This window comes from Mycobacterium lehmannii (genome assembly GCF_001499925.1).
GTDB lineage: Bacteria > Actinomycetota > Actinomycetes > Mycobacteriales > Mycobacteriaceae > Mycobacterium > Mycobacterium lehmannii.
Window position 1 is genome coordinate 319,044 of sequence record NZ_LQIR01000012.1, and the last position, 19,914, is coordinate 338,957.

Annotated in this window: 16 protein-coding genes; 11 read left to right on the forward strand and 5 right to left on the reverse strand. The window is 67.2% G+C overall.

Going from position 1 to position 19,914, the window contains the following annotated elements:
* Positions 1-13 precede the first annotated feature (13 nt).
* The 3 genes from scpA to lipL are packed head-to-tail and all read left to right on the forward strand — an operon-like array spanning position 14 to position 4,578.
* Entirely contained in the window at positions 14-2,263 is a 2,250-nt protein-coding gene (gene scpA / locus AU192_RS09530) for a methylmalonyl-CoA mutase (RefSeq protein ID WP_120275542.1), read from the forward strand.
* Positions 2,264-3,256: a methylmalonyl Co-A mutase-associated GTPase MeaB gene (gene meaB, locus AU192_RS09535; protein WP_064395522.1), complete on the forward strand. Its 993-nt coding sequence runs from the start codon at positions 2,264-2,266 to the stop codon at positions 3,254-3,256.
* A 47-nt stretch (positions 3,257-3,303) separates the two neighbouring features.
* Positions 3,304-4,578 (forward strand): esterase/beta-lactamase LipL, encoded by a 1,275-nt coding sequence (gene lipL / locus AU192_RS09540; RefSeq protein ID WP_064395523.1) that lies wholly within the window; start codon positions 3,304-3,306, stop codon positions 4,576-4,578.
* Between the two features lie 7 nt (positions 4,579-4,585).
* Here the strand turns inward: lipL and AU192_RS09545 are convergent, their stop codons facing one another.
* Together AU192_RS09545 and AU192_RS09550 are read right to left on the reverse strand one after the other, a co-directional pair.
* On the reverse strand, positions 4,586-5,323 hold the full coding sequence (locus tag AU192_RS09545) for a hypothetical protein (RefSeq protein ID WP_064395524.1): 738 nt from the start codon (positions 5,321-5,323) through the stop codon (positions 4,586-4,588).
* 44 nt (positions 5,324-5,367) lie between these two features.
* Positions 5,368-5,739, reverse strand: a complete 372-nt coding sequence (locus AU192_RS09550) for a hypothetical protein (protein WP_064395525.1) — start codon at positions 5,737-5,739, stop codon at positions 5,368-5,370.
* A gap of 136 nt (positions 5,740-5,875) precedes the next feature.
* On the opposite strand from AU192_RS09550, the gene AU192_RS09555 reads away from it, so the two are divergent.
* Complete coding sequence (locus AU192_RS09555; RefSeq protein WP_064395526.1) at positions 5,876-6,520, forward strand: hypothetical protein; 645 nt, start codon at positions 5,876-5,878, stop codon at positions 6,518-6,520.
* A gap of 279 nt (positions 6,521-6,799) precedes the next feature.
* Positions 6,800-10,030 (forward strand): isoleucine--tRNA ligase, encoded by a 3,231-nt coding sequence (gene ileS / locus AU192_RS09560; RefSeq protein WP_064395527.1) that lies wholly within the window; start codon positions 6,800-6,802, stop codon positions 10,028-10,030.
* A gap of 87 nt (positions 10,031-10,117) precedes the next feature.
* Here the strand turns inward: ileS and AU192_RS09565 are convergent, their stop codons facing one another.
* Positions 10,118-10,339: an RNA-binding S4 domain-containing protein gene (locus tag AU192_RS09565; RefSeq protein WP_064395528.1), complete on the reverse strand. Its 222-nt coding sequence runs from the start codon at positions 10,337-10,339 to the stop codon at positions 10,118-10,120.
* Positions 10,340-10,371: 32 nt separating this feature from the next.
* On the opposite strand from AU192_RS09565, the gene AU192_RS09570 reads away from it, so the two are divergent.
* A complete protein-coding gene (locus AU192_RS09570; protein ID WP_082694954.1) occupies positions 10,372-11,742 on the forward strand; it encodes a DNA polymerase IV in 1,371 nt (456 codons plus the stop codon).
* On the opposite strand, the gene AU192_RS09575 is transcribed toward AU192_RS09570, so the two are convergent.
* The gene (locus AU192_RS09575) at positions 11,724-12,191 is read right to left on the reverse strand and encodes a hypothetical protein (protein ID WP_064395640.1); all 468 of its coding nucleotides are present in this window, start codon (positions 12,189-12,191) and stop codon (positions 11,724-11,726) included. The genes AU192_RS09570 and AU192_RS09575 overlap by 19 nt on opposite strands.
* A 36-nt stretch (positions 12,192-12,227) precedes the next feature.
* Positions 12,228-13,163, reverse strand: coding sequence for an asparaginase (locus AU192_RS09580; RefSeq protein WP_064395529.1), 936 nt, complete (start codon positions 13,161-13,163; stop codon positions 12,228-12,230).
* Positions 13,164-13,195: 32 nt separating this feature from the next.
* Between AU192_RS09580 and lspA the strand changes: the two genes are divergently transcribed.
* The 5 genes from lspA (at position 13,196) to dnaE (ending at position 19,911) form a co-directional block, all read left to right on the forward strand.
* Positions 13,196-13,759: a signal peptidase II gene (lspA, locus tag AU192_RS09585; RefSeq protein WP_082693991.1), complete on the forward strand. Its 564-nt coding sequence runs from the start codon at positions 13,196-13,198 to the stop codon at positions 13,757-13,759.
* Complete coding sequence (locus AU192_RS09590) at positions 13,760-14,689, forward strand: RluA family pseudouridine synthase (RefSeq protein ID WP_064395530.1); 930 nt, start codon at positions 13,760-13,762, stop codon at positions 14,687-14,689.
* A complete protein-coding gene (gene rarD, locus AU192_RS09595; RefSeq protein WP_064395531.1) occupies positions 14,686-15,585 on the forward strand; it encodes an EamA family transporter RarD in 900 nt (299 codons plus the stop codon). Before AU192_RS09590 ends, rarD begins: the two co-directional genes overlap by 4 nt.
* Before the next feature lie 31 nt (positions 15,586-15,616).
* Complete coding sequence (locus AU192_RS09600) at positions 15,617-16,276, forward strand: TetR/AcrR family transcriptional regulator (RefSeq protein WP_165593282.1); 660 nt, start codon at positions 15,617-15,619, stop codon at positions 16,274-16,276.
* 89 nt (positions 16,277-16,365) lie between these two features.
* A complete protein-coding gene (gene dnaE, locus AU192_RS09605) occupies positions 16,366-19,911 on the forward strand; it encodes a DNA polymerase III subunit alpha (protein WP_064395533.1) in 3,546 nt (1,181 codons plus the stop codon).
* Positions 19,912-19,914 lie beyond the last annotated feature (3 nt).

Below are 19,914 nucleotides of genomic sequence, written 5' to 3' on the forward strand. Positions count from 1 at the left end.
TGCCACAGCCGGGATCGGAAAGACCATCGGGAGTTTCGTCGGCGTCCCGCTGCGCGGCGACAAGCGTGCCGAAGCGCCGACCGAGGCCGCCGTCACCGCCCATGTCGAGGCGGCCGCCACGACGCACGGATACAGCGCCGACCAAGTGGACTGGGTGACGCCGGAGGGTATCGACGTCAAGCCCGTCTACATCGGGGCCGACCGCGACGCCGCCGTCGCCGCCGGATATCCGCTCGACACCTTCCCGGGCCAACCGCCCTTCGTGCGGGGCCCGTACCCCACCATGTACGTCAACCAGCCGTGGACCATCCGGCAGTACGCGGGTTTCTCCACCGCCGCGGAGTCCAACGCGTTCTACCGGCGCAACCTGGCCGCGGGGCAGAAGGGCCTCTCGGTGGCGTTCGACCTGGCCACCCATCGCGGTTACGACTCGGACCATCCGCGGGTGCAGGGTGACGTCGGAATGGCAGGCGTGGCAATCGATTCCATCCTCGACATGCGCCAGCTGTTCGACGGCATCGACCTGTCGACCGTGTCGGTGTCGATGACGATGAACGGCGCGGTGCTGCCGATCCTCGCGCTGTACGTCGTCGCCGCGGAGGAGCAGGGCGTGCCGCCGGAGAAGTTGGCCGGGACCATTCAGAACGACATCCTCAAAGAGTTCATGGTCCGCAACACCTACATCTATCCGCCGAAGGAGTCGATGCGGATCATCTCCGACATCTTCGGCTACACCAGCACGAAGATGCCGAAGTTCAACTCGATCTCGATCTCGGGCTACCACATCCAGGAAGCCGGTGCCACAGCCGATCTCGAGCTGGCCTACACGCTGGCCGACGGTGTCGAGTACATCAAGGCCGGCCTCGATGCCGGCCTCGACGTGGACAAGTTCGCGCCGCGCCTTTCGTTCTTCTGGGGCATCGGGATGAACTTCTTCATGGAGGTCGCCAAGCTGCGGGCCGGCCGGCTGCTCTGGAGCGAGCTGGTCGCGGAATTTGGACCCGAAAGCCCCAAATCCAGGTCATTGCGCACCCATTCGCAGACGTCGGGATGGTCGTTGACCGCTCAGGACCCGTTCAACAACGTTGCGCGCACCTGCATCGAGGCGATGGCCGCGACGCAGGGGCACACCCAGTCGTTGCACACCAACGCGCTCGACGAGGCGCTGGCATTGCCGACTGACTTCTCGGCCCGCATCGCGCGCAACACCCAGTTGGTGCTGCAGCAGGAGTCGGGCACCACGCGGCCGATCGATCCGTGGGGCGGCTCGTACTACGTCGAGTGGCTGACCCACCAGCTGGCCACCGCGGCGCGGATGCACATCGGCGAGGTCGTCGAGCACGGCGGAATGGCGCAGGCGATCTCCGACGGCATCCCGAAACTGCGCATCGAGGAGGCCGCCGCGCGCACCCAGGCGCGCATCGACTCCGGCCAGCAGACGGTGATCGGCGTCAACAAGTACCAGGTCGACGAGGACCACGAGGTCGAGGTCCTCAAGGTCGAGAACAGCCGGGTACGGGCCGAGCAGCTCGCCAAACTCGAGCGGCTGCGCGCCGAACGCGATCAGGCCGAGGTGGACGCCGCGCTGGCCGAGCTGAGCCGGGCGGCCGGTGCCCGCGGACCGGCGGGTGAGGACGGGCTGGGCAACAACCTGCTCGCCCTGGCCATCAACGCCGCGCGGGCCAAGGCCACCGTCGGCGAGATCTCCGATGCGCTCGAGCGGGTCTACGGGCGCCACGTCGCCGAGATCCGTACGATCGCCGGCGTCTACCGCGATGAGATGGGGGGTGCAGGGGTCAGCAACATCACTAAAGCCACCGACCTCGTGCAGAAGTTCGCCGAGGCCGACGGTCGCCAGCCGCGCATCCTGATCGCGAAGATGGGCCAGGACGGGCACGATCGCGGGCAGAAGGTGATCGCGACCGCGTTCGCCGACATCGGCTTCGACGTCGACGTCGGCTCGCTGTTCTCCACCCCCGAGGAGGTCGCACGGCAGGCCGCCGACAACGACGTGCACGTCGTCGGCGTCTCGTCGCTCGCGGCCGGGCACCTGACCCTGGTGCCCGCGCTGCGCGAAGCGCTGGCCGAGGTGGGTCGGCCCGACATCATGATCGTGGTCGGCGGCGTCATCCCGCCCGGCGACTTCGATGAGCTCTACGCCGCCGGAGCCACCGCGATCTTCCCGCCCGGCACCGTGATCGCAGACGCGGCGGTCGGCCTCCTGCACAAGCTGGCCGATCGGCTGGGCTACCGCCTCGACTAGATGGCCGATCCGACCGACGACCTTGCGGCCGCCGTGGCGGACGGCGACCGTGCCGCCCTGGCAAGAGCCATCACGCTGGTGGAATCGACGCGCGTCGACCACCGCGAGCAAGCTCAGGAACTGCTGCTGAAGCTGACCGAGCACGCGGGCAACTCGCTGCACGTCGGGATCACCGGGGTGCCCGGCGTCGGCAAGTCGACGACGATCGAGGCGCTCGGCATGTACCTGATCAACCAGGGGCACCGCGTCGCTGTGCTGGCCGTCGATCCCTCGTCGACCAGGACCAGGGGCTCGATCCTCGGCGACAAGACCCGCATGGCGCAGTTGGCCGTGCATCCCGACGCCTACATCCGCCCATCGCCCACCTCGGGCACACTCGGCGGCGTCGCCAAGGCGACCCGCGAGACGATCGTGCTGTTGGAGGCGGCCGGTTTCGACGTGGTCCTGGTCGAGACCGTCGGCGTTGGGCAGTCCGAGGTGACCGTCGCCAACATGGTCGACACCTTCGTGTTCCTCACGCTCGCGCGCACCGGCGATCAGCTGCAGGGCATCAAGAAGGGCGTGCTCGAACTCGCCGACATCGTCGTGGTGAACAAGGCCGACGGCGAGCACGCGATCGAGGCCAAACGGGCCGCCCGTGAGCTCACCGGTGCCATTCGGCTCATTTATCCCCGCGAAACACTGTGGCGCCCACCGGTTCTGACGATGAGCGCACTAGAGGGGGCGGGCCTCGAGGAGCTGTGGGCGACGGTGCTCAAGCACCGCGACGTGCTCACCCAGGCGGGGGAGTTCGAAAGCCGCAGGCGCGCTCAGCAAGTCGAGTGGACCTGGTCGATGGTGCGGGATTCGGTCCTTGACCGGGTGCTGTCGAACCCGAACGTGAAGCGGATGCGCGCCGAGATCGAACGTCAGGTCCGCGACGGGGAGCTGACCCCCGCGCTTGCTGCGCAGCACCTGCTCGACGCCTCTGACATGCGCGAACCTAACAAATAGGTAACGGTAGGTTTATTTGCCGGGGCTGCGAGTAAATTAAATAAATTGTGACGGGTGTCAACAAACGGGAGCGCAGCGTCGCGCTTCCGCACGGTGTCCAGGGCGCTGCGGATTCCAACTTCGCCTGCACCCTGCGTGGTTTCTCGCGACTGTTCCCTGGTCGTCGCTACGGCGGCGGCGCCCTGTCGATCTACTTGCACGGTGAGCCCGTCGTCGACGTGTGGACCGGTTACTCGGACCGCAGCGGTACGCAGTACTGGAGCGCTGACACCGGCGCGATGGTCTTCTCGGTCACCAAGGGCATGGCGTCCACGGTCATCCACCGACTCGCCGACCGCGGCCTGATCGATTACGACACCCCGGTGGCCGAGTACTGGCCCGAGTTCGGCGTCAAGGGCAAGGCCGCGATCACGGTACGCGAGCTGATGCAGCACCGGGCCGGGCTGTCGCACCTCAACGGGTGCACCAAGGCCCAGCTGCTCGACCATCAGGTGATGGAAGAGCGGGTGGCGGCCGCGCCGGTCAACAAGCTGCTGTTCGGCCATCAGGCCTATCACGCGCTGACCTACGGCTGGCTGATGTCCGGCCTGGGCCGAGCCGTCACCGGCGAGGGCATGCGCGATCTGATCCGCGATGAGCTGGCCGAGCCGCTGGACACAGACGGGTTGCACCTGGGACGCCCGCCTGCCGGCGCGCCGACCCGCGCCGCGCAGATCCTCGCCCCGCAGGGCGCCCTCGCCAACCCGGTCTTCAACTTCGTCGCCCCGCGCGTCGCGGCGCTCGGGGTGTCGGGGATGTTCGGTTCGATGTACTTCCCCGGCATGAAGTCGGTGGTCCAGGGCGACACGCCGTTCCTGGACGCCGAAATCCCGGCCGCCAACGGTGTGGCCACCGCCAGGAGCCTGGCCAAGATGTACGGCGCGATCGCCAACGGTGGCCGCATCGAGGGCAAACAGTTCCTGTCCGCGGAGCGGGTCGCGGCGCTGACCGGCCGGGCGAGCTACTGGCCTGACCGCAACATCTTCGTGCCGTTGAGCTTCAACCTGGGCTACCACTCGCTTCCGGTGCCCCCGGGTGTGATGCCCGGGTTCGGTCATGCCGGGCTGGCCGGCTCGGTCGGGTGGGCCGATCCGAGCACCGGGCTGGCGTTCGGCTTCGTGCACAACCGGCTGCTCACGCGGATGGTGCTCGACCAGGCGACGTTCGCCGGGCTGGGCGTGTTGATCCGGCGCGACGCGGCGCGGGCGCGCCGGCGTGGCTATCAGACGGTGCCCGATCTGGGTGCGCCGTTCTACAGCGTGTCGCGCGAGGTTGCGGGGTAGCGCGCAGTCATTGAGAAGCGCTGCTGAACCACTTCGTCTTCTGCCGCCAGGACTCAGCCGAGGTCAGCGCGAAGCCGGCACCGCACATACAGGCGAAGACCCACACCAGGGTCGCGCCGCCGTCGTGCTGTTGCAGCGCGGGGATGTAGGCCGTCAGCAGGCGCACGATGCACGCGGCGATGCCCGCGGCGGACGAGATCAGATAGACGTTGGCGATCTTGCGCGACCGCGGATCCCTGCGCAGCACCAGCAGGGCCCGGCTGCCGTACCCCAGCAGGTAGATCAGGATGCCGCACAGGATCAGCCAGTAGGTGTTCAGCCAGAAGTCGGTGGGCACCTGGAAGAAGTCCGGCTTGTAGATGCGCGCACCGTTGCCGAGGGAGAAGGTGACCAGCAGCAGCGGGATGCACAGCGTGGCCGGGATTTCGACGTACTGCTTGAACGACCTCTGCAGCAGGTGGTCGTCCTGCAGGCGACCGAGGGCGTTGTAGACGACGGCCGACGCGGCGACGATGTAGCAGTCGTGGCCGATGAAGTCTTCGAGGTTCCATTTGCCGGTCAGCGCGTGCAGCGCGACCCCCAGCGTTTCCGAGGCCCACGGGGACATCAACAACACCGCCATGCCCTGCAGGGCGATGTTGAGGGTGGCGGCCACCTCCCAACGGGAGGACCAGGTGACCCGGCGAATCCACAGGCTCCACGCGATACAGCAAAGCGTGATCGCGATCAGTGTCGCCAAAGCCATAGGGTTGCCTTCGGAGCTGCCGTAGTACTCAGCAAAGTGTACGGCTAAAGGGGCGGGGCGTCACTCCGCGGTCGCAGCTCGGAGAGTCGAGGAATACGGGTTCGCGACTTCGTTGTCTCCCGCACGGCCGTCTGGCCGGAACCGCCTGTGCGTTCGAGGTATTCGACGTAACTGAGCACTTCTTGCCTGGTCATCAGGCCGAACCTGATCTGCAGGTCGGGATAGTTCAGGCCGAACCGGTCCGCGACCCGCCGCAGCTCCTCGGCGTCTGGATAGTCCGGCTCTTTGATTCGGCGGTAGTACGTGCTGCTGGATGTGCCCAGTGCGTCGTAGATGTCTTTGGCCTCGATGTCACCGTCGAGCAGGTAGTCGAGCAGCGCTTTGAGTTGTCGGCCGTTCTCGTCTGTCCGAGGCACTTGTCCACTCTAAACCAACGTCCCGCGTTTGGGCAGTGCGGTCCGCAAACTGGAGGAGTTTGCCTATATTGACACTGGCGTCACAGTTTTGGGAGGTGTCTCCCATTTTTGGGACACGTGAGCTATCTTTGGTCGCATGGTTGCTCCCTACCTGGCTTCGCCGACAGAGGTTCTGCGCCCGCTCGGCGAGTTTGCTACGGCAACGGTCCGCGCCACGGACTACGACGCTGCGGACGCCGGTGTTTCCGCCAGCATGGTCAAAGTTTCGACCCCCGCAAGCGACGAGCTGACGGCTGAACTCGACGGGGCCACCGAATGGCTCGGTCTGCCGGCCGACGAGATCCTGGTCGCCGCACTGAGCAGAACCATCGCCCGCACACTCGGTGAAGGCCTGGTCCGAGTCGACATCGCCAGCGAGCGCGGTTCTCTGCTCGACGCCGTTCCCCTGGTGTGTGTGGCGGGGCAGCACGCGAGCCCGACCGAGGTGCTGGCCTCCGTGCACCAGACCCTGGCCGCCGCTTCGGAGCGCGAGGTGGCCGCTTCACCGGAGGTGTACTTCAACTACATCGGCGAAACGCCATCGGACACTGTGCCGGTGCAGGAGACTCCGCCTGGCCTCGGCCACGCACTGGAGGTGCGTGTCTATCGCGCCGGTGGCGACGTGCGTGTCGACTGGTGGTACGACACCAGCCGCTTCGAGCAGTACACGGTCGAGGAACTGTCCGAACAGTTCCCGCTCGCGCTCGTCGAGATCACGTCGGACGCGTTGCCCCCGAACTGAGCACACGCGGTTCGGCGGTAAGATCGACGCCATCGGCTTGGATCCGGCCATCACCGGGGAGCCTTCGGAAGAACAGTTCGGCGTCACCACCCTCTGGGGCGTTCGAGCCCAGTAGAACCGAACGGGTGGGCCCGTCAACGCCCTAACTGAGCGGCGCGCACCTCTTAGTGTGCGCAAGCGGGGTGGTACCGCGGCGCTCGCGCACCGGCGCGACGTCGTCCCCGTGCCTTGAACGAACATGTGAGGTTTCCTCCGGAAGCCGAACGAGGCACAGGAGCTATGACCGCCTACCCGAAGCCGGCGGCTGGGGCGCCGAAATTCCCCGCGCTGGAGACCGAGGTCCTCGAGTACTGGGACCGCGACGACACCTTCCGCGCCAGCATCGCTCGCCGCGACGACGCCCCCGAGTACGTCTTCTACGACGGCCCGCCGTTCGCCAACGGGTTGCCGCACTACGGGCACCTGCTCACCGGGTACGTCAAGGACATCGTGCCGCGGTACCGCACCATGCGCGGCTACAAGGTGGAGCGTCGCTTCGGCTGGGACACCCACGGCCTGCCCGCCGAACTCGAGGTGCAGCGCCAACTCGGCATCACCGACAAGACGCAGATCGAAGAGATGGGCATCGAGAAGTTCAACGACGCCTGCCGAGCCTCGGTCCTCAAGTACACCAACGAATGGCGCGCCTACGTCACCCGGCAGGCCCGCTGGGTGGACTTCGACAACGACTACAAGACCCTCGAACCCGAGTTCATGGAGTCGGTGATCTGGGCCTTCAAACAGTTGTGGGACAAGGGCCTTGCCTATGAGGGCAACCGTGTGCTGCCGTATTGCTGGAACGACGAGACACCGTTGTCCAGCCACGAACTGCGCATGGACGACGACGTCTACCAGAGTCGCCAGGACCCCGCGATCACCGTGGGCTTCCGGATCGCCGAGGGGGATCTGGCCGGCGCCTACCTGTTGGTCTGGACCACGACGCCGTGGACGCTGCCGTCCAACCAGGCGGTCGCGGTTCACCCCGACGTCACCTACGTGCAGGTGCAGGGGCCCGACGGGCGGCGTCTCGTGTTGGCCGAGGCGCGGGTCGGCGCCTATGCGCGCGAGTTGGGCGAAGAGCCGGAGATTCTCGGCGCGTACTCGGGTCGCGAGCTGCTCGAGACCCGCTACCTGCCGCCGTTTGCGTACTTCGCCGATGCGCCCCGCTCGTTCCGCGTGCTGCCCGCGGACTTCGTCAGCACCGAGGACGGCACCGGCATCGTGCACATGTCGCCCGCCTATGGCGAAGACGACATGCTCACCGCGCAGGCCGCGGGCATCGAGGCCGTCACACCGGTCGATTCCAAGGGACGGTTCGACGCCACCGTCCCCGACTACGCCGGACAGCACGTCTTCGACGCCAACCCGCAGATCATCCGCGACCTGAAGAACCAGAGCGGGCCCGCGGCTGCGCACGGTGCGGTGCTGTTGCGTCACGAGACCTACGAGCACTCCTATCCACACTGCTGGCGGTGCCGCAATCCGCTGATCTACCGGGCGGTGTCGTCCTGGTTCATCAAGGTCACCGAGTTCCGCGACCGCATGGTGGAGCTCAACCAGGAGATCACCTGGTATCCCGAACATGTCAAGGACGGGCAGTTCGGCAAGTGGCTGGCCGGTGCCCGCGACTGGTCGATTTCGCGAAATCGCTACTGGGGCACCCCGATCCCGGTGTGGAGGTCCGACGATCCGGCGTATCCGCGCATCGACGTCTACGGCAGCCTCGACGAGCTCGAACGTGACTTCGGGGTGCGGCCCACCGATCTGCACCGGCCCTACATCGACGAGCTCACCCGGCCCAATCCCGACGATCCGACGGGCCGCTCGACGATGCGGCGCATCGAGGACGTCTTCGACGTCTGGTTCGACTCGGGCTCCATGCCGTATGCGCAGGTCCATTACCCGTTCGAGAACCAGGACTGGTTCGCTGGGGTTGATTCCGCCGACCCTGACAAGCAGGTCGACGGGCACTTCCCGGGCGACTTCATCGTCGAGTACATCGGGCAGACCCGGGGGTGGTTCTACACGCTGCACATCCTGGCCACCGCGCTCTTCGACAAGCCGGCATTCAAAACCTGTGTGGCGCACGGGATCGTGCTCGGCAACGACGGCCAGAAGATGAGCAAGTCGCTACGCAACTATCCGGATGTGACGGAGGTGTTCGACCGCGACGGCTCCGACGCCATGCGGTGGTTCCTGATGGCCTCGCCGATCCTGCGCGGCGGCAACCTGATCGTCACCGAACAGGGCATCCGCGAAGGCGTCCGGCAGGTTCTGCTGCCGCTGTGGAACGCCTACACCTTCCTCGCGTTGTACGCACCGAAGACGGGCTCTTGGCGCACCGACTCGAAGCACGTGCTTGACCGCTACATCCTGGCCAAGCTCGCGGTGCTGCGCGACGACCTCACCGCGTCGCTGGATGTCTGTGACATCTCCGGAGCATGCGACGAGTTGCGGCAGTTCACCGAGGCGCTGACGAATTGGTATGTACGACGGTCTCGTTCGCGGTTCTGGGAGGAGGATCCCGACGCGATCGACACCCTGCACACCGTGCTGGAGGTGACCGCCCGGCTGGCCGCCCCGTTGCTGCCGTTGATCACCGAGCGCATCTGGCGCGACCTGACCGGCGAGCGGTCGGTGCACCTGACCGACTGGCCCGAGGAGAATCTGCTGCCCGCCGACCCCGAGTTGGTCGAGACCATGGACCTGGTGCGCGAAGTGGCATCGGCGGCGTCGTCGCTGCGCAAGGCCAAGAAGCTGCGGGTGCGCCTACCGCTGCCGAAACTCACTGTCGCCGTGGATAACCCGCAGCGGCTCGAGCCGTTTGCCGACCTGATCGCCGACGAGCTCAACGTCAAGGCCGTCGAGCTCACCGACGACATCGACACCTACGGCCGCTTCGAACTGACGGTCAACGCGCGCGTCGCTGGTCCGCGCCTTGGCAAGGACGTGCAGGCCGCGATCAAGGCCGTTAAGGCGGGCGATGCTGTGGTCAATGCCGACGGCACGCTGACCGCCGGACCGGCGGTGTTGCACCCCGACGAGTACAGCTCGCGGCTGGTGGCCGCCGATCCGGAGTACACCGCGGCGCTCTCCGACGGGGCCGGGTTGGTGGTGCTCGACGGCACGGTCACCGAGGAACTGGAGGCCGAGGGGTGGGCCCGCGACATGGTGCGTGAGTTCCAGGAAGCCCGACGGCGCTTCGGTCTCGACATCGGCGACCGAATCGAACTGGAGTTGACCATCCGAGAGTTCCCCGCCGGTTGGCGCGATGAGCTGGCCGATCTCATCGCCAAGGAGTTGTTGGCGCCCAGCTTCACGATTAGGCCTGACCCGAACCTGAAGCTTTCTGCGCGCGACGATTCGGGACTCGACATGGTGGGCGGTGCCCTGAATCTCGAGGATGGCGAATGGAAGACGGGGACTGTCGGTGGCGGGTACCCGTTCAGGCTCAAGAGAATAAGAATCTAGCGATCGCGCCCGCCCGCGAGTGTGTGGTCGATGAACGCATTTCGCGAGTCAGCGTGACACAACCCCACACTCGGCAACGCCCAACCGCTAGTCGACGACGACGCGGGCGCTGCGCCCGGCGAAGTCGACGACGTCGCCGTTGTGCAGTTGTCTGCCACGCCGGTGTTCGACAGCGCCGTTGACGCTGACCTGCCCGTCGGCGATCACGGTCTTGGCGTCGGCGCCCGAGTCGATGAGCCCGGCGAGCTTGAGGAACTGACCCAACCGGATCGCGCCGTCGCGGATCGCGACGTCGAGCGGCTGCGTCATGCCGTCAGGCTAGCGCCTTAGCATCTGCAGGTGTGGACGGTCGCTGGGTGCTGCACCTCGACATGGACGCGTTCTTCGCGTCCGTCGAGCAGCTGACCCGTCCCACGCTGCGGGGGCGTCCGGTGCTGGTCGGCGGGCTCGGTGGGCGCGGTGTGGTCGCCGGGGCGAGCTACGAGTCCCGGGTGTACGGCGCCAAGTCGGCGATGCCGATGCACCAGGCGCGGCGGCTGGTCGGCGCCGCTGCGGTCGTCCTTCCGCCGCGCGGCGTCGTCTACGGCGTGGCCAGCCGCCGGGTGTTCGAGACCGTTCGCACAACGGTGCCGGTTCTCGAACAGCTGTCGTACGACGAGGCTTTCGGTGAGCCCGTCGAGCTCGCGGGCGCGTCGGCACATGAGGTCGAGGACTTCTGCCGGACCCTGCGCGCGCGGGTGCTCGAGGTCACCGGGCTCGTCGCGTCCATCGGGGCGGGCTCGGGCAAACAACTCGCGAAGATCGCATCCGGGCTGGCCAAACCCGACGGTATGCGGGTGGTCCGCCGCGATGAGGAGCGTGCGCTGCTCGACGGCCTGCCGGTGCGACGGTTGTGGGGGATCGGACCCGTCGCCGGGGAGAAGCTGCACCGGCTCGGCATCGAGACGATCGGCGCGTTCGCCGCGCTCAGCGAGGCCGAGGCCGCAGACATCCTCGGCGGCACCGTGGGCCCGGCGCTGCACCGGCTCGCCCGCGGCATCGACGACCGGCCGGTCGCCGAAAACGCGCCCGCCAAGCAGATCAGCGCGGAGTCCACGTTTCCCGAAGACCTGACCACCCTCGATCAGCTCCGTGAAGCGATGGGCCCGATCGGTGAGCACGCCCACCGCCGCCTGGAAAAGGACGGCCGCGGCGCGCGCACGGTCACCGTGAAGCTGAAGAAGTCCGATATGAGCACGCTCACCCGCTCGGCGACCCTTCCGTACGCCACCACCGACGCGGCCACGTTGATCGCCACCGCGCGCCGGCTGCTGCTCGACCCCGTCGACGTCGGGCCGATTCGCCTTCTGGGCGTTGGCTTTTCGGGTCTTACCGACGTTCGCCAGGAATCGTTGTTCCCGGACTTGGAGCTGATGGCCTCCGACGACGACGTCACGCACACCGGGGTGCCACCCACCGTCTCAGACCTCGCCGCGACCGCACCCGCCTGGCGCATCGGCGACGACGTCACTCATCCCGACTTCGGGCACGGTTGGATCCAGGGGGCCGGGCACGGCGTGATGACGGTCCGGTTCGAGACCAGGACCAGCGGACCGGGCCAGGCCCGCACGTTTCCGATCGACACGCCCGGAATCGAGCGCGCCAACCCCGTCGATTCCCTCGACTGGCCCGATTATCTCGCCGAACTGGCGCGCTACCAGAGCACCCCGTAAACGCTCGAGATCGTGAAGCCGTGATCGCCGTACGTCTTACAGGTCACGGTGCCCTGATATCCGACACCGCAACTGGCGCCCCAGTTTTCGAGTCGGTACCCCGCCGGCAGGACGTCGACACCCTCGCGGGTGAACGTCGGCGTGGGGGAGTGCCGGTACTCCGCGGGGCCGCCGCTGATCAAGAACGTCTGGTTGGTTCCGGGCGGGGCGCCCAGCGGGACCCCGTCACAGCCGATGGGGCCGCCGTTGGGGCCGATGCCACACGACAGGCCGTCGGGTGTCTTGAAGAACACGTGGTAGTTGGGCGGCGGACCGGGTCGGTAGAAGCCTTGCGCGACGGGGTAGTCGTCGATCGCGTCGGCCCCCGGGGGCGCTTCGGCACGCGCCACCGCGCCCGCGGCCAGGGCCAGCGCCAGGACGGCAATCAGCGTGGCGCCTCGGCGAATCATGTTCTCGAAGGGCACGCATCCACGGTGTCATGCGCGTCAACCCCAACGACCGACGGCTTCGTCGACGGGAACACCGCTCGCCAGCGCCGCCATCAGCAGCACCCGCGCCTGCGGGGAGCGCAGCCGACGCGCCGGCACCGCGCCTGCGGCGAGCAGGTCGTGCCCCGGTCCATATGCGGGCCTCACCCGCGCTCCCGGCACACGCGTGGTGACCGCGACCGCGACGCCCCCGTCGCGGAGTCGCCGCACCCCGTCGATCACCGCCGCGCCGGCATTGCCTGCCCCCAGCGTCTCCAGGACGATCCCGCGCGCACCCGCGGCCGCGCAGGCGTCCATCGCCACGGCATCCGCACCCGGATAGGCGGCGACGATGTCCACCCTCGGCGCCCCGGCCGCCGACAGCGCACCGAGATACGGTCGCTCCTTGTTCGTATGCCGCTCGAAGCCGCTCCGCGACACAACGCCTACCACCGCGCCGAGGAAACCACGCAGGTCGCCCGTCGCCGCCTTGTGCAACCCCAACGGCTGCCACACCGAACCGGAGAAGGTGACGACGACACCGAGGTCTCGCGCGTGCGGGCTGCCGGTAATGGTCAGCGCGTCACGAAGATTGGCCGGGCCGTCGGCGTCGGGGGCGTCGGCGCTGCGTTGCGCCCCGGTCAGCACCACCGGCGCGGTGCCGCGATAGGTCAGTTCGAGCCACAGCGCCGTCTCCTCGATGGTGTCGGTGCCATGGGTGACGACGATGCCGTCGGCGTCCGCCGCCGCGGCGACCGCCGTCCCGATGCGATCCCAGTCGGCAGGAGTCAGCTGCGAGCTGTCGACCGCCATCACGTCGACCACCTCGACGTCGAGAACGCCGCCGAGTCCCGACGTCAGTTCGGCCCCGGTTCGAGCCGGACGCTTGACGCCGTCCTCACCCGTGGCGCTGGCGATTGTGCCGCCGGTGGTGATGACGACGACGCGACCCATGGTGCGGGATTCTTCCGCATCGACGTTTTGGGATGATGGTTGTCGTGACTGACGACCCAGAAGTGGCCGACGAGACGTCCCAAGAGGCGGCGCCGCCGAAGCGACGGCTGGGCCTGCTGCTCGGCATCGCCGGCGTGGTGCTGGTCACCGACGTCGTCACCAAGGTGCTCGCGGTCAAGCTCCTCACCCCGGGCCAGCCCGTGTCGATCATCGGCGACACGGTGACCTGGACGCTGGTGCGCAATTCGGGTGCGGCGTTCTCGATGGCCACCGGCTACACGTGGGTGCTCACGCTGATCGCCACCGGCGTGGTGATCGGGATCATCTGGATGGGCCGACGGCTGGTCAATCCGTGGTGGGCGGTCGGGCTGGGCATGATTCTCGGCGGGGCCCTCGGCAACCTCATCGACCGGTTCTTCCGTTCACCCGGCCCGCTGCAGGGACACGTCGTGGACTTCCTGTCCATCGGGTGGTGGCCGGTCTTCAACGTGGCCGACCCGTGCGTGGTCGGCGGGGCGATCCTGCTGGTGGGGCTGTCGCTGTTCGGGTTCGACTTCGATACCGTCGGGCGGCGGAAAGCCGCCGAGGACGAATAGATGGCCGATCGGTCGCTTCCAGTCCCGGAGGGCCTGGCGGGCATGCGGGTCGACGCGGGCCTCGCCCGGCTGCTCGGCCTGTCACGCACGGCCGCCGCGGCGCTGGCCGAAGGCGGCGGTGTCGAGATCGACGGCGCGCCTGCGGGCAAATCGGACAAGCTGACCGCCGGCGCCTGGCTGGACGTGCGGTTGCCCGAAGCACCTGCGCCGGTGGAGAACACGCCGGTCGAGATCGACGGGATGGCGATCCTGTACTCCGACGAGGACATCGTTGCGGTGGACAAGCCGCCGGGGGTCGCCGCGCACGCGACCGTGGGCTGGTCGGGTCCGACCGTGCTGGGCGGCCTGGCCGCGGCGGGCTTCCGGATCAGCACATCGGGGATCCACGAGCGCCAAGGCATCGTGCACCGCCTCGACGTCGGGACCTCGGGGGTCATGGTCGTCGCGCTTTCCGAACGCGCGTACACGGTGCTCAAGCGGGCATTCAAACAGCGCACCGTCGAAAAGCGCTATCACGCGCTGGTGCAGGGGCATCCCGACCCGTCGAGCGGCACGATCGACGCGCCGATCGGCCGTCACCGCGGACACGACTGGAAGTTCGCGGTCACCGAGAACGGCAGGCACAGCGTCACCCACTACGACACCCTCGAGGCGCACCGCGCCGCGAGCCTGCTCGACATCGAACTGGAAACCGGTCGCACACACCAGATCCGGGTGCATTTCGCCGCGCTGCACCATCCATGCGTGGGTGATCTCACCTACGGCGCCGATCCCACCCTGGCCAAGCGGCTCAAGCTGGACCGGCAGTGGCTGCACGCTCGATCGCTGGCTTTCGCGCATCCCGCCGACGGGCGCCGCGTCGAGATCACCAGCCCGTATCCGGCCGACCTGCAGGACGCCCTCGACGCACTGCGCAATCACGAACTGTGAGCGAGACCCGAAGACCCGGCTTGCTGTTCGGCGTCGGCGCCTACGTGTGCTGGGGAACGTTTCCCGCGTTCTTTCCGCTGTTGAAACCCGCCTCAGCCCTCGAGGTGCTCGCGCACCGCATCGTGTGGAACTTCCTGCTGATGGTTGTCGTGGTCGCGGTCGTGCGCAGGCTCGGCGACCTGAAGCGGATCAGCGGCCGCACCTGGCTGCTGCTGGCCGCCGCGTCGGCGTTGATCTCGATCAACTGGGGGATCTACGTCTACGCCGTCAACAACGGGCACGTGGTGGACGCGGCTCTCGGCTACTTCATCAACCCGCTGGTGGTTGTGGCGCTGGGGCTGATCGTCTTCCGGGAGCGGCTCAACCGCGCGCAGTTCGTGGCGTTGGCGGTCGCGGTGGCCGGCGTGCTGGTGTTGACGGTCGAAGTCGGCGCGCCGCCCTACATCGGTCTGGGCCTGGCGCTTTCGTTCGGCCTTTACGGCGCGGTGAAGAAGGTCGTGACGACCGACCCGCGGGTGAGCGTCGGGGTGGAGGCCGGCATCGCCACGCCGTTCGCGGCCGCGTACATCGTCGTGCTGCAGAGCACCGGGCACGCAACGTTCACCGAGTACGGCGGTGACCATATCGCGCTGATGGTGCTGTCCGGCGTCCTGACGGCGGTGCCGCTGCTGCTGTTCGCCGCGGCCGCGCAGCGGTTGCCGCTGGTGACGATGGGCCTGCTGTTCTACCTGACGCCGGTGATGCAGCTGACGTGGGGCGTGTTCGTCGGCCAGGAGCCGATGCCGCCGGCCCGCTGGTTGGGTTTCGCGTTGATCTGGTTGGCGCTGCTGGTCTTCAGTGCCGACGCCATGGGACGGTCGCGGGCCGATCGGGAACTTTGCGAAACTGCCGGTTGACCTAACACTAGCAATGTCATAGCGTTTGCTCGTGGCTGACGAGACCGCGCCGGCTCTCGGCCCGCGGGGGCGGGGGCGTCCCGTGGGCTCCGACTCGGCCGAGACACGGGCCAACATTCTGCGGGCCGCGCGGGCGGTGATCAACGAACGCGGATACGAGGCGGCGACGTTCAAAGCCATCGCGGTGCGCGCGGGGATCAGCCGGCCCACCATGCACTATTACTTCGCCACCAAGGAAGACCTCTACGACTGTCTCCAGCGGGAGGCGTACGCGGCGGTCTCGGCATCCATCGCGGCCGCGAAACAGAAGAATACGCTGTTGGAACAGCTGACCGCATTCATCAGCGCGGCCGGTGAGCGAGATCTCTCGGATGGTTCGATGATGCGGTTCGTGATCGCGTCTCGACTCGAGCAGCACCGCCATCCCGGGCTGCGCGGCAGCGTCACACCAGTTGCCGAGGCGGTGGCGGACTTCTACATCTGGATGGTCGACGAGGCGATCCGCCGCGGCGAGATCCCCGAGGACGTGGACACCGGAGCGGTGGTCAACATGCTCTCGGCGATGTTCTGGGGAATGGGCTTCTTCGGACGGTTCGTCCACGGATCCGAACCGGCGATTGCAGTTGCCAAGCAACTGAACCGGATGTTGCGCCGGGGATTGCTCCCGTCGCCGACGAGCCTCGCGGTTTAGCGAGAAGCCGGAATTCTGCGCGCGGCGCGAAGACACGCATTTCCGACACGCCGAGAACTGTCGGAAGGCGGTCATAGACTGGCCCTCCTATGAGCCCTTCGGATTCGCGGTCGTTCGTGCACCTGCATAACCACACCGAGTACTCGATGCTGGACGGTGCCGCGAAGGTCAAGCCGATGCTCGCCGAGGCTCAGCGCCTGGAGATGCCCGCGATCGGGATGACCGATCACGGAAACATGTTCGGCGCCAGCGAGTTCTACAACGCCGCCACCGACGCCGGGATCAAGCCGATCATCGGTGTCGAGGCCTACATCGCCCCGGGTTCGCGCTTCGAAACCAAGCGCATCCTGTGGGGCGATCCCGGCCAGAAGGGTGACGACGTATCCGGCAGCGGGTCCTACACCCACATGACGATGGTGGCCGAGAACGCCACCGGGTTGCGCAACCTGTTCAAATTGTCCTCGCTCGCCTCGTTCGAGGGTCAACTCGGCAAGTGGTCACGCATGGACGCCGAGCTGATCGCCGAACACGCCGAGGGCATCATCGCCACCACCGGCTGTCCGTCGGGCGAGGTGCAGACCCGGCTGCGGCTCGGCCACTATGACGAGGCCGTGGCAGCGGCGGCCAAGTGGCGGGACATCTTCGGACCCGACAACTTCTTCCTCGAGTTGATGGACCACGGCCTCGACATCGAACGCCGGGTGCGCGAGGGGTTGCTCGACATCGGGCGCAAGCTCGACATCCCGCCGTTGGCCACCAACGACTGCCACTACGTCACCCGCGACGCCGCCCAGAATCACGAGGCGCTGCTCTGCATCCAGACCGGCAAGACGCTGTCGGATCCGAACCGGTTCAAGTTCGACGGTGACGGCTACTTCCTCAAGACGGCCGCCGAGATGCGCGCGCTGTGGGACGACCAGGTGCCCGGGGCGTGCGACTCCACGCTGCTGATCGCCGAGCGGGTGTCCTCCTACGAGGACGTGTGGACCGTGCGGGACCGGATGCCGGTCTTTCCCGTGCCCGAGGGCCACACCCAGGAGTCGTGGCTGCGCCACGAGGTCCGCGCGGGGCTCGAACGTCGCTTCCCCTCCAGTGAGGTACCGCAGGAGTACACCGATCGCGCCGACTACGAGATCAAGGTCATCTGCGACAAGGGTTACCCGTCCTACTTCCTGATCGTGGCCGACCTCATCAACTACGCGCGGTCGGTCGATATCCGGGTCGGGCCCGGCCGCGGGTCGGCCGCCGGGTCGCTGGTCGCCTACGCGCTGGGCATCACCAACATCGACCCGATCCCGTACGGGCTGCTGTTCGAGCGGTTCCTCAACCCCGAGCGGGTGTCGATGCCCGACATCGACATCGACTTCGACGACCGCCGACGCGGCGAGATGCTGCGCTACGCCGCCAACAAGTGGGGCAGCGACCGCGTGGCCCAGGTAATCACCTTCGGCACCATCAAAACCAAAGCTGCGCTGAAGGATTCGGCGCGTGTGCACTACGGCCAGCCCGGCTTCGCGATCGCCGACCGGATCACCAAGGCGCTGCCTCCGCCGATCATGGCCAAAGACATCCCGCTGTCGGGGATCATCGACCCCAACCATGAGCGGTACAAGGAGGCCGCCGAGGTCCGAGGCCTGATCGACACCGACCCCGACGTCCGCACCATCTACGAGACCGCGCGCGGACTCGAGGGTCTGGTGCGCAATGCCGGTGTGCACGCCTGCGCGGTGATCATGAGCTCCGAGCCGCTGATCGATGCGATCCCGCTGTGGAGACGCCCGCAAGACGGTGCTGTGATCACGGGCTGGGACTACCCGTCGTGCGAGGCCATCGGCCTGCTGAAGATGGACTTCCTCGGGCTGCGCAACCTGACGATCATCGGTGACGCGCTGGACAACATCCGGGCCAACCGAGGGATCGAGCTCGACCTCGAAGCCGTCTCGCTCGACGACAAGGCGACCTACGAGCTGTTGGGCCGCGGCGACACGCTCGGCGTGTTCCAGCTCGACGGCGGGCCGATGCGCGACCTGCTGCGGCGCATGCAGCCGACCGGCTTCGAGGACGTTGTCGCGGTGATCGCGCTGTACCGCCCCGGCCCGATGGGCATGAACGCCCACAACGACTACGCCGACCGCAAGAACGGCCGCCAGGCGATCAAGCCGATCCACCCCGAACTCGAAGAGCCGCTGCGCGAGATTCTTGCCGAGACCTACGGCCTGATCGTCTACCAAGAGCAGATCATGCGGATCGCGCAGAAGGTGGCCGGGTACTCGCTGGCCCGAGCCGACATTCTCCGAAAGGCCATGGGCAAGAAGAAGCGCGAGGTCCTGGAAAAGGAGTTCGAGGGCTTCTCCGAGGGTATGAAGTCCAACGGCTTCTCCGCGGCCGCCATCAAGGCGCTGTGGGACACCGTGCTGCCGTTCGCCGACTATGCGTTCAACAAGTCGCACGCCGCCGGGTATGGCCTCGTCTCGTACTGGACGGCCTACCTGAAGGCCAACTATCCGGCCGAATACATGGCCGGGCTGCTCACGTCGGTCGGCGACGACAAGGACAAGGCCGCGGTGTACCTGGCCGACTGCCGGAAACTGGGCATCACGGTGCTCCCGCCCGATGTCAACGAGTCGGGGCTGAACTTCGCCTCGGTGGGCGAGGACATCCGCTACGGCCTGGGGGCGGTGCGCAACGTCGGCGCCAATGTCGTTGCCTCGCTGATCAACACGCGCACCGAGAAGGGGAAGTACATCGACTTCTCCGATTACCTGAACAAGATCGAGATCAATGCCTGCAACAAGAAGGTCACCGAGTCGCTGATCAAGGCCGGCGCGTTCGACTCGCTGGGGCATCCGCGCAAGGGGTTGTTCCTGATCCACACCGACGCCGTCGATTCCGTGCTCGGCACGAAAAAGGCCGAGGCGATGGGTCAGTTCGACCTGTTCGGCGGCGCCGACACGGCCACCGACGCGGTGTTCACCATCAAGGTGCCCGACGAGGAGTGGGAGGACAAGCACAAACTCGCGTTGGAACGCGAGATGCTCGGCCTCTACGTGTCGGGTCATCCGCTCAACGGCATCGCCCACCTGCTGGCCGCCCAGGTTGACACCGCGATTCCGGCCATCCTCGACGGCGACCTCCCCAACGACACCCAGGTGCGCGTCGGCGGCATTCTTGCCTCGGTCAACCGCAGGGTCAACAAGAACGGGTTGCCGTGGGCCTCGGCGCAATTGGAGGATCTGACCGGCGGCATCGAGGTGCTGTTCTTCCCACAGACCTACTCGACGTTCGGTGCCGAGATCGCCGACGACGCCGTCGTGCTGGTCGGCGCGAAGGTGGCCATCCGCGACGATCGGATCTCGTTGATCGCCAATGACCTTGTGGTGCCCGACTTCTCGAATGCGCAGCTGGATCGCCCGCTTGCGGTGAGTCTGCCGACGCGGCAGTGCACCGTCGACAAGGTGACCGCGCTCAAGCAGGTGCTGGCCCGCCACCCCGGTACGTCGCAGGTGCATCTGCGATTGATCAGCGGGGAGCGGATCACCACGCTGGAACTGGACACGTCGCTGCGCGTCACACCGTCGTCGGCCCTGATGGGCGACCTCAAGGCTCTGCTCGGGCCGGGCTGCCTGGGCGGCTGACGG